Raw genomic sequence first — 9,125 nt, 5'->3', positions numbered from 1 at the left:
CGGCCGGCAGGTCGAGGTTCCACGGGTCCTCCCACGTGCGGTGGATGCGCAGGCGTGGCGAGACGTGCGGCCCGTCGATCTGGGTCATCGGGCCCCACCGGGCCGGGACGCCGGCATCCTGGATCACCGCCGGGGCGGGCTGGGAAGGCGCCGGTGTCGCCGCCGTGGGAGACGCGGGGTCCGGAGCCGAGCCGTGGGAGGCCCCGCCACCGGCCGGTCCGGCCGGTGAGGGCGCGCCGTCGCCGCCGGGCGCGATCAGGCTCACTGCCGTCACCGCCACGACCACGGCGGCCAGTGCGGACCCGGTCTCGGCCAGCCGCCGTCGCCGGAGGCTCCCGCGCGCACGGTGGAGCAGGTCGTCCTCGCCGGTGAGCGGCGGGCCGTCGCCGAAGGAGCGCTCGATCTCGTCGCGGATGTCGGTGTCCATGCGAGGGATACGTAGCTCGGGCCGCACAAGTTGTCAGCGGGACCGGAGAAGTTCGACCACGGCTGCGACGGCGTCGTCCGGCCCATCGGCGACCCGGCCGACGTCGGCGGGCAGCTCCCAGGGGTCGAGAAGCACCAACGGGACGCCGGTACGGCGGGCCAGCGCGATCTCGCTGAGCGTGCCCCAGCTGCACCCGACCGCGATGACGGCGTCGGCGGCGCGCACCAGCAGCCCGTTGCGGAGCTCGCCCAGACCGGTCGGCAGCAGGTAGGTGTGATCGGGGATGCCCGCGGAGCGGTCGTCGCCGGGCAGCAGCCCGATCGAGACGCCACCGGCGGAGCGGGAGCCCCGGGCGGCCGCGGCCATCACCCCGTGGTGGCCGCCGGTCAGCAGGATCGCGCCGAGCTCGGCGAGGAGCCGGCCCACCGCCTCGGCGTGCTCGAGGTCCGTGGGCCGAGCGCCGTCGGCGGGGCCCACCACGGCGACGTATCGACCGGACAGGAGCCCGCCGGTGAGGGTCATGCGTCGAGGCTACGCGCGGGTAGGGCGCTGACCTGCGGATCCTCGGGGACCGCCCGTCCCCTGATCCCGGGCCAGAGGTCCCTAGGGGGCCCTTCAGGCAGGCACTAGGGTCGAAGTCGATCTGTTCAAGTCGTTTCGCACGAGGAGTCCGCATGCCCATCGCCACCCCCGAGAAGTACGCCGAGATGCTGGATGCGGCGAAGAAGAACTCGTTCGCCTTCCCGGCCATCAACGTCTCGTCGTCGCAGACGCTCAACGCGGCCCTGCAGGGCTTCGCTGACGCCGGGTCCGACGGCATCATCCAGGTCTCCACCGGCGGCGCCGAGTACTTCTCCGGCCCGACGATCAAGAACATGGTCACCGGCTCGGTCGCCTTCGCGGCGTACGCCGCCGAGGTCGCCAAGAACTACCCGATCAACGTGGCGCTGCACACCGACCACTGCCCCAAGGGCAAGCTCGACGGCTTCGTGCGCCCGCTGCTCGAGATCTCCGCCGAGCGGGTCGCCCGCGGCGAGGCCCCGCTCTTCCAGTCCCACATGTGGGACGGCTCGGCCGTGCCGCTGGAGGAGAACCTCGAGATCGCCCAGGAGCTGCTCGCCAAGTGCGCCGCCGCCCACATCATCCTCGAGGTCGAGATCGGCGTCGTCGGTGGCGAGGAGGACGGTGTCGTCGGCGAGATCAACGACAAGCTCTACACGACCCCGGCCGACGCGCTCGCCACGGTCGCGGCCCTCGGCGCCGGTGAGAACGGTCGCTACATGACCGCCCTGACCTTCGGCAACGTGCACGGCGTCTACAAGCCGGGCAACGTCAAGCTCCGCGGCGTCGTGAAGATGAACATCGACACCGACACCCAGTACGCCTTCACCCGCCCGGTGGCGACGCACATGTTCCAGAACTACGACGGCGTCCTCAAGATCGACGGCGAGGTCGGCAACAAGAAGATGTACGACCCGCGCGCCTGGGGCAAGGCTGCCGAGGCCGGCATGGCCGCCCGCGTGGTCGAGGCTTGCCAGAACCTGCGCGCCGCCGGTCACTCGATCGGCTGACGCACCCCGCTCGAACGCGCAGACCCCGCCCGGACTGGTCCGGGCGGGGTCTCGTGCTTCTCGGCGTGATCAGTCGGCGGCCGCGGCCGGATGGGGTGCGCCTGCGAACCCGGCGTGGCCCGGCTTCTCGAACATCAACGCCGCCGCCAGTCCCAGGACGAGGACCGCGGGGGTCAGCAGCAGCGAGGTCGACATCGCCTGGCTGAAGTGGTCGGCGACGGCCGGTGGCAGGCTGACCTTGCCGCTGGCGCCCTCACCGGTGAACGGCGGCAGGCCCTCGGCGGCGAGCCGCGAGTCGATGAGCACGGCGATCGCGGCCGAGCCGAGCACGGCCCCCATCTGGCGGGTGGCGTTGTAGACCCCCGACCCGGCCCCGGCCAGCTGGAGCGGCAGGTTGCGGGTGGCCGTGGCGCTGTTGGGTGCCCACACGCAGGCGTTGCCGACGCCGAGCAGCAGCATCGGCAGGACGAGCCACCAGATGGCGGCGTCGGGCGTCATCAGCATCGCGAGCCACACCAGCGACCCGATGATGCAGGTGAACCCGAAGCTGGTGATCAGTCGCGGGTGGACGCGGTCGGTGAGACCACCCACGGTGCGGGCCAGTGCGATCGTCATGATCGCCATCGGCACGAGCAGCAGTGCCGAGCGGGTCGGGCTGAGGTCGCGGACCACCTGGGCCCAGATCATCAGCGGGATCGCCATCGCGGTCATCGCGAAGCCCATCGCCGAGATCGCGACGTTGGCGAGGGAGAAGTTGCGGTCGGCGAACAGCCGCAGCGGCACGAGCGGCTCGCGGGTGTTGCGGGCCTGCCAGGTCACGAAGAGCCCGAGCACCACGAGCCCGGCACCGATCATCGTCAGGATGACGCCGTTCCAGTCGTACTGGTGACCCTCCTGGATGCCGAAGACCAGCAGGAACATGCCCACGCCGCTGAGTGCGACGCCGAGCCAGTCGAAGCGGTGGGTGTGGGTCTCGAGCCGCGGCACCAGGCGCACCGCGAGGACGAAGCCGATGAGGCCGACGGGCACGTTGATGAAGAAGATCCACTCCCAGCCGAGGCCGTCGACCAGGACGCCGCCGAGGATCGGGCCGACGAGCGTGGCGACACCGGCGGTCGCGCCCCACAGGGACATCGCCGCGCCGCGACGAGCGGCCGGGAAGATGCGGGTGATGATCGCCATCGTCTGCGGCGTGATCATCGAGGCGCCGACGCCCTGGACGACGCGGGCCGCGATCAGCCCCTCGATGCTGCCGGTGAGCCCGCACCACAGCGAGGCGAGCGTGAACACGGTCAGGCCTGCGAGGTAGAGGCGCTTGGGGCCGAAGCGATCACCGAGACGGCCGGTGATCAGCACCGGGACGGCGTAGGCCAGCAGGTAGGCGCTGGTCACCCAGACGACGTCGTTCACGTCGGCCTGCAGGTCTTCGATGATCGCCGGGGTCGCGACCGAGACGATCGTGGTGTCCACGAGGATCATGAAGAAGCCGATGCACAGCGCGAAGAGCGCCGGCCACGCCTCCTTCTCCTCGGGCGTCGTGATCTCGCTGGAGGAGGTGGTGGGTTGGGTCACAGCGGTACTCAACACCCACCCATGGACAATCGTTCCATGAACTCCCTGACTCCCGGTGCCGACCTGATGGCGGGCCCCCCGCCGACCCACCTCCCCGAGGACCCCGCTGCGGCCGAGCTGGTGGAGGGCGCGGACGTGATGGAGATCGTCCGGCGACACCCCGAGTCGCCGATCGCGTGGGCGACCCTGGCGATGGTCCTGGCCGACCAGGCCCAGGACCTCGACGACATGGTGACCGTCTACGCCTACGCGCGGGTGGGCTACCACCGCAGCCTCGACCAGCTGCGTCGCAACGGCTGGAAGGGCCACGGTCCCGTGCCGTGGTCGCACGAGCCCAACCGCGGGTTCCTCCAGGCGCTGGCGCTGCTGGCGCTCGCCGCGCGCCAGATCGGTGAGACCGCCGAGTGGGAGCGGTGCGCGCAGTTCCTGCGCGACTCCAGCCCGGAGGCGTACGACGAGCTGCTCGCCGACGTCGAGGACTGATCGCGACCTGCCCTCAGGTCCAGGCGGTCAGCTGCGGGCGATGCGGACCAGCTCGGCCAGCGCCCCCTCGGGGCGCCGGCTGGGCAGCCACACCGCTCGCAGCGCCCTGGTGAGGTCGAGGCCGGCCACCGGCACGACCACCAGCTGACCGGCCGCGACGTCGGCTCCGACGGCCAGCTCGCTGAGCACCGCCGGCGCCTCGCCCTGCGCGGCGGCGGCCTTGACCGCCGCCGTGCTGGCCAGCTCGAGGCGCGAGGGGCCGAGCTCCAGGCCGGCGCGGGCCAGCGCCCGGACCAGCGTCTCGCGGGTGCCGGAGCCGGCCTCGCGCAGGATCAGGTCGGACCCGACGAGCTCCTCGGGCGAGAGCGGCGTACGCCGGCGGGCCCAGGCGTGCTCGGGGTCAACGACCACCACGAGCGCGTCGCGGGACACGGTCGTCGACGACACCGAGTCGGGCACCCGCGGCGACTCGACGAAGCCCACGGCCACCTCGCCGCGCTCGACGCGGGCCACGACGTCGACGGAGTTGGCGACCTCGAGGCTCAGGTGCAGGTCGGGGTGGGCGCGGCGGAACCGGGCCAGCCAGCGGGGCGCGAGGTACTCCGCGATCGTGAGGCTGGCGGCGACCGCGACGTGGGCGGCGCGCTGCTCCGCGAGCGAGCGGGCTCCGAGCGTGATCCGGTCGACCGCCGTCAGTGCCTCGCGCGCCCACGCCACCACGACCTCGCCCTCGGGGGTGATCCGCGAGCCACTCGGCGTGCGGACCAGCAGCGTCACCGCGAGCTGGCGCTCGAGGCGGCTCAAGGATCGCGACGCGTTGGGCTGGGCGATGCCGACCGCCCGTGCCGCGGCGCCCAGCGACCCGGTCTCGGCGACCCGGACCAACAGGTCGAGCGCGGTCAGGTCGGGACGCGTGGACATGCTCAGATGATATGGCTCACCGGCTGCTCATATCACCTGCGCATGGGTCCTGGCCGGATCGACGGCTACCGGGCCGGGCCGTCACGACCGAGGCTGGAGCCATGGTCGCCCCTCGTCTGCCCGGAACCTCGGAGCTCGCGCCCGGCCTGGCGCTGGCCGCCGGCGGCGGCGCCGTGGCGCTCGGGGCCCACGCGGTCGTCCCGGCGCTGAGCCCGACCCTGGTGGCGATCGTGCTCGGCGTCGCGCTGGCGGCCGGCGGCGGGGTCGGCGAGCGGTTGCGGCCCGGTCTGGGCGTGGCCTCCCGCCGGGTGCTCCGGGTGGGGGTCGCGCTGCTCGGCCTGCAGCTGGCGCTGCCGCAGATCCTCGCCCTCGGGTGGCCGGTGCTCGTGGTGGTCGTCGGGGTCGTGGGGCTGGGCATCACGCTGACCCTGGCGCTCGCCCGGTGGCTCGGGGTGCCCGGTGACACCGCGCTGCTGGTCGCTTGCGGGTTCTCGATCTGCGGAGCCGCGGCCGTGGTGGCCGTCGACGGCGTACGCCGTCCGCGGAGCCGGGGCCCGGACGGCGCGGCCGCCGCCGTGTCGCTCGTGGTGGTCTTCGGCAGTGTCGCCATGCTGCTGATCCCGGCGCTCGCCGGCCTGGCCGGGTTCGACCAGGTGGCGGCCGGTGCCTGGTCCGGGGCGTCGATCCACGAGGTCGGTCAGGTGGTCGTGGCCGGCGGCCTCGTCGGCGCGGCGGCGGTGCCGGTGGCGGTCGCGGTCAAGCTGGCGCGGGTGCTGCTGCTGGCGCCGGTGCTGGCCGTGCTCGCGGCGCGCACGCGCCGGACGGAGGCGGTGGGAGCACGACCACCCCTGGTGCCGGCGTTCGTCGCGGCGTTCCTGGGCTGCGTGCTGGTCCGCACCCTGCTGCCCGTCCCGACCGCGGTGCTCGACGTCGCGGCGCTCGTCCAGGCCGGCACCCTCGCAGCGGCGATGTTCGCTCTCGGGTGCGCGCTCGAGCCGGCCGTGCTGCGGCGTACCGGCGCTCCGCTGCTCCTGCTCGCCGCCGGCGCGACGGTGCTCGTCTCGCTGCTCGGGCTCCCGGCCGCGTTCGTGGCCGGCTGACGTCGGTAGCCTTGCCCGGTGACTGACACCGCCGCGACCCCCACGCCCGAGGACGACCTGCCCGACCAGATGCGGGTACGCCGGGCCAAGCGGGCGCGGCTGCTCGAGCAGGGCCGCGAGGCCTATCCGGTCGGGGTGCAGCGCACCCACACCCTCGCGCAGGTGCGCGAGACGTGGGGCCACCTCGAGGCCGGCGAGGAGACCCAGGACGTCGTCGCGATCACCGGTCGGGTGGTGTTCATCCGCAACACCGGCAAGCTCTGCTTCGCCACCCTGCAGGAGGGCATCGGCACCCGGCTCCAGGTGATGCTGAGCCTCGCCGAGGTGGGCGAGGAGGCGCTCGAGGACTGGAAGCACACCGTCGACCTCGGTGACCACGTGGCCGTCGAGGGCCGGGTGATCTCCTCCAAGCGCGGTGAGCTCTCGGTGATGGCGACGTCGTGGGCGATGGCCTCCAAGGCGCTGCGGCCGCTGCCGGTGCTGCACAAGGAGCTCTCGGAGGAGTCGCGGGTCCGGCAGCGGTACGCCGACCTCATCGTGCGCCAGGAGGCGCGCGACATGGTCCGCACCCGCGCGGCCGTCCTCCGCTCGATCAGGTCGACCCTGGACGATGCCGGCTTCCTCGAGGTCGAGACGCCGATCCTGCAGATGGTGCACGGCGGCGCCGCCGCCCGGCCGTTCAACACCCACTTGAACGCGTTCGACCAGGACATGACGTTGCGCATCGCGCTGGAGCTCTTCCTCAAGCGCGCGGTCGTGGGCGGGGTGGACCGCGTCTACGAGATGGGACGGATCTTCCGCAACGAGGGTGTGGACTCCACGCACAGCCCCGAGTTCACGATGCTGGAGTTCTACGAGGCCTACGGCGACCAGTTCACCGCCGCCGAGCGCACCCGCGCGATCGTGCTCAACGCCGCCGAGGCGGCCGGTGTCGGCACCACGATCGTGGACCACCACGGCCGGGAGATCGATCTCTCGGGGGAGTGGCGGTGGCTGCCGATCGCCGAGGCCGTCTCCGAGGCGCTCGGCGAGGAGATCTCCACCGACGAGACCGACGACAACGCCGCGGTCCTGCGTGGTCTCGCCGAGGCGCGCGAGATCGCGCTCAAGCCCGGCTGGGGTGCTGGCGAGATCATCCTCGAGATCTACGAGCAGCTCGTCGAGCACACGCTCGTGCAGCCCACGTTCGTCTGCGACTACCCCGAGTCCGTGCGCCCGCTGGCCCGGCAGCACCGCTCCAAGCCCGGTCTGGTCGAGGCCTGGGACCTCATCATCGGCGGCATGGAGCTCGCGCCGAGCTACTCCGAGCTCGTGGACCCGGTGATCCAGCGCGAGCGGCTGACCGAGCAGTCCCTCCTCGCGGCCGGCGGCGACGCCGAGGCGATGCAGCTCGACGAGGACTTCCTGCGGGCCCTGGAGTACGGCGCCCCGCCCATGGGCGGCACCGGCATCGGCGTCGACCGGCTCGTCATGCTGCTCACCGGGGTGGGCATCCGCGAGACGATCCTGTTCCCGCTGCTCAAGCCGGAGGCCGAGCGCTGAGGCGCTGAGCCGACGTCGGCCCGCCGAGTGGTCGGCGGGTGCCGGGGCCCTACCCGTGTGGCCCCGGCTTCCCGCCTGCGCATCACCGGACCGACCTCATCCCCCGATGTGGGTCGTACCAGTGTTGGCCAGGCCCCGAGATCGGTGCGCGGCCGACTGCGCCTGCGGAATTCTCTCATTGACATCTCCGTGCCAGACGGGCAGAAGTGGCCCGTGTCACTAAGATGCCAGATTAAGATGCCGCGATGGCACGCTCAGAACCGACCACCGTCCTCGCCGCCCTCGGGTTCAGCCCGTCGGTGGAGCGCACCTACGAGCAGGTGGTGCGCCACTCCGGCCAGCGGCTGGCGTTCGTCGCGACGGCGATGCTCCGCTCGCCCGAGCAGCTGATGACGGACCTCGGGCCCCTGCTGGAACGACAGATCGTGCGCGTGGTCGACGACCGGGTGCACGTCGAGCCACCCGCTCAGGCGTTGGCCCGGCTGATCGTCGAGCTGAGCAAGGTGGCCTCGCACGCCCACGCCGAGCTGACTGCGCTGGCCAACGCCGTACCGCTCCTGGCCGCGCACGCCGCCCGGCCCGCCGAGGGCGAGGTCGACGACGTGTCGCCCATCGACGGCGAGGTCAGCTCGGGCGGCGATCCCCGGCCCCTGATCGCCGCGCTCATCCGGCAGAGCAAGGGGGACCTGTGCTGGCTGCGGCCCGACCAGTGGCGGGTCAACCGCGAGAGCCACATGCTCGAGGTCGTCCGCGAGCTCGTCGCCTCCGGGCGGCGCTCGCGGGCCATCTATCCGGTGCGGGTGCTGCGCGAGGCGCCGGAGATCGTCCGGGCGCGGGCCGAGGCCGGCGAGCAGATCCGGGTGCTTCCGGAGGTGCCGACCCGGATGTTCATCATCGGCAACACGCACGCCGTGGTGCCCGAGCCGCTCGGCTTCTTCGACGAGCCGCGCACGCTGGTGCGCCAGCAGGGCATCGTCGAGGCGATGGGACTGCTGTTCGAGATGATGTGGGAACGCGCCTCACCGGTGCCCGAGCTCGAGCAGCGCGACGGACGACCCGACCTGCGGGCCTTCCTGCTGCGGCAGCTGGCCACGGGCGCCCAGGACGAGCAGATCGCCCGCCAGCTCGGCCTGAGCCTGCGCACCGTGCGCCGCCGGGTCGCCGACCTGATGAGCGAGCTCGGCGCGGACTCCCGGTTCCAGGCCGGCGCCGAGGCCGTGCGCCGCGGCTGGCTCTAGAGGTAGGCGCGCAGCACGCAGAACTCGTTGCCCGACGGGTCCGCCGACCTTCTGGAAGCACAGGTCGAGCACCGGCCCCCCTCGACGGCCAGCCGGGTCTCGTAGCCCGCCTCCTCGTCCGTCAGCCGCTCGCAGCCGAGCGCCGCCTCCCAGAACCGGCCCACCCGCTGCGGCTCCACCGCGTCGAACACGATGTTCTCGAGGTACATGTCGTCACCCTAGGAGAGGCGCCTGACGGTCTGCGCGGGGTGGCGGTGGTCGGGCGGCTGCG

Annotated in this window: 9 protein-coding genes and 1 pseudogene; 5 read left to right on the top strand and 5 right to left on the bottom strand. The window is 72.7% G+C overall.

Annotation, left to right across the window (positions count from 1 at the left end; all coding sequences use genetic code 11):
- Positions 1-427 (bottom strand): annotated as a pseudogene (locus Q0L15_RS06515) (hypothetical protein); the annotation flags it as partial.
- 33 nt (positions 428-460) lie between these two features.
- On the bottom strand, positions 461-949 hold the full coding sequence (locus Q0L15_RS06510) for a TIGR00725 family protein (protein WP_296603095.1): 489 nt from the start codon (positions 947-949) through the stop codon (positions 461-463).
- Positions 950-1,101: 152 nt separating this feature from the next.
- Here Q0L15_RS06510 and fbaA point away from each other — a divergent pair, with 152 nt between their 5' ends.
- Positions 1,102-1,998: a class II fructose-bisphosphate aldolase gene (gene fbaA, locus Q0L15_RS06505; RefSeq protein WP_296603094.1), complete on the top strand. Its 897-nt coding sequence runs from the start codon at positions 1,102-1,104 to the stop codon at positions 1,996-1,998.
- Positions 1,999-2,067: 69 nt separating this feature from the next.
- Here fbaA and Q0L15_RS06500 read toward each other — a convergent pair whose 3' ends face one another.
- Positions 2,068-3,570, bottom strand: a complete 1,503-nt coding sequence (locus tag Q0L15_RS06500; RefSeq protein ID WP_296603093.1) for a DHA2 family efflux MFS transporter permease subunit — start codon at positions 3,568-3,570, stop codon at positions 2,068-2,070.
- A gap of 36 nt (positions 3,571-3,606) precedes the next feature.
- Between Q0L15_RS06500 and Q0L15_RS06495 the strand changes: the two genes are divergently transcribed.
- The gene (locus tag Q0L15_RS06495; RefSeq protein WP_296603092.1) at positions 3,607-4,053 is read left to right on the top strand and encodes a DUF3151 domain-containing protein; all 447 of its coding nucleotides are present in this window, start codon (positions 3,607-3,609) and stop codon (positions 4,051-4,053) included.
- Between the two features lie 27 nt (positions 4,054-4,080).
- Here the strand turns inward: Q0L15_RS06495 and Q0L15_RS06490 are convergent, their stop codons facing one another.
- Complete coding sequence (locus tag Q0L15_RS06490; RefSeq protein ID WP_296603091.1) at positions 4,081-4,974, bottom strand: LysR family transcriptional regulator; 894 nt, start codon at positions 4,972-4,974, stop codon at positions 4,081-4,083.
- Between the two features lie 101 nt (positions 4,975-5,075).
- Here Q0L15_RS06490 and Q0L15_RS06485 point away from each other — a divergent pair, with 101 nt between their 5' ends.
- From Q0L15_RS06485 to Q0L15_RS06475, 3 genes are all read left to right on the top strand, one after another.
- Positions 5,076-6,074: a putative sulfate exporter family transporter gene (locus Q0L15_RS06485; protein ID WP_296603090.1), complete on the top strand. Its 999-nt coding sequence runs from the start codon at positions 5,076-5,078 to the stop codon at positions 6,072-6,074.
- Positions 6,075-6,143: 69 nt separating this feature from the next.
- The gene (lysS, locus tag Q0L15_RS06480; protein ID WP_296603096.1) at positions 6,144-7,616 is read left to right on the top strand and encodes a lysine--tRNA ligase; all 1,473 of its coding nucleotides are present in this window, start codon (positions 6,144-6,146) and stop codon (positions 7,614-7,616) included.
- A 245-nt stretch (positions 7,617-7,861) separates the two neighbouring features.
- Positions 7,862-8,854 carry a LuxR C-terminal-related transcriptional regulator gene (locus Q0L15_RS06475; RefSeq protein ID WP_296603087.1) on the top strand — a complete coding sequence of 331 codons (993 nt, stop codon included), beginning with the start codon at positions 7,862-7,864 and terminating at the stop codon, positions 8,852-8,854.
- Here the strand turns inward: Q0L15_RS06475 and Q0L15_RS06470 are convergent.
- Complete coding sequence (locus Q0L15_RS06470; protein ID WP_296603086.1) at positions 8,851-9,063, bottom strand: hypothetical protein; 213 nt, start codon at positions 9,061-9,063, stop codon at positions 8,851-8,853. The genes Q0L15_RS06475 and Q0L15_RS06470 overlap by 4 nt on opposite strands.
- Between the last annotated feature and the right edge of the window lie 62 nt (positions 9,064-9,125).

Source organism: Nocardioides sp. (genome assembly GCF_024509035.1).
GTDB lineage: Bacteria > Actinomycetota > Actinomycetes > Propionibacteriales > Nocardioidaceae > Nocardioides.
Note: the sequence above shows the minus strand (reverse complement) of the source record. Positions and strands in the feature narration are given on the sequence as shown.

Bases quoted from the DNA above. Each gene is read 5' to 3' on its own strand.
- fbaA (WP_296603094.1), top strand. From the start codon at position 1,102: ATGCCCATCGCCACCCCCGAGAAGTACGCCGAGATGCTGGATGCGGCG.
- Q0L15_RS06485 (WP_296603090.1), top strand. From the start codon at position 5,076: ATGGTCGCCCCTCGTCTGCCCGGAACCTCGGAGCTCGCGCCCGGCCTG.
- Q0L15_RS06470 (WP_296603086.1), bottom strand. From the start codon at position 9,063: ATGTACCTCGAGAACATCGTGTTCGACGCGGTGGAGCCGCAGCGGGTG.
- Q0L15_RS06490 (WP_296603091.1), bottom strand. From the start codon at position 4,974: ATGTCCACGCGTCCCGACCTGACCGCGCTCGACCTGTTGGTCCGGGTC.
- Q0L15_RS06495 (WP_296603092.1), top strand. From the start codon at position 3,607: ATGAACTCCCTGACTCCCGGTGCCGACCTGATGGCGGGCCCCCCGCCG.
- Q0L15_RS06475 (WP_296603087.1), top strand. From the start codon at position 7,862: ATGGCACGCTCAGAACCGACCACCGTCCTCGCCGCCCTCGGGTTCAGC.
- Q0L15_RS06510 (WP_296603095.1), bottom strand. From the start codon at position 949: ATGACCCTCACCGGCGGGCTCCTGTCCGGTCGATACGTCGCCGTGGTG.
- lysS (WP_296603096.1), top strand. From the start codon at position 6,144: ATGCGGGTACGCCGGGCCAAGCGGGCGCGGCTGCTCGAGCAGGGCCGC.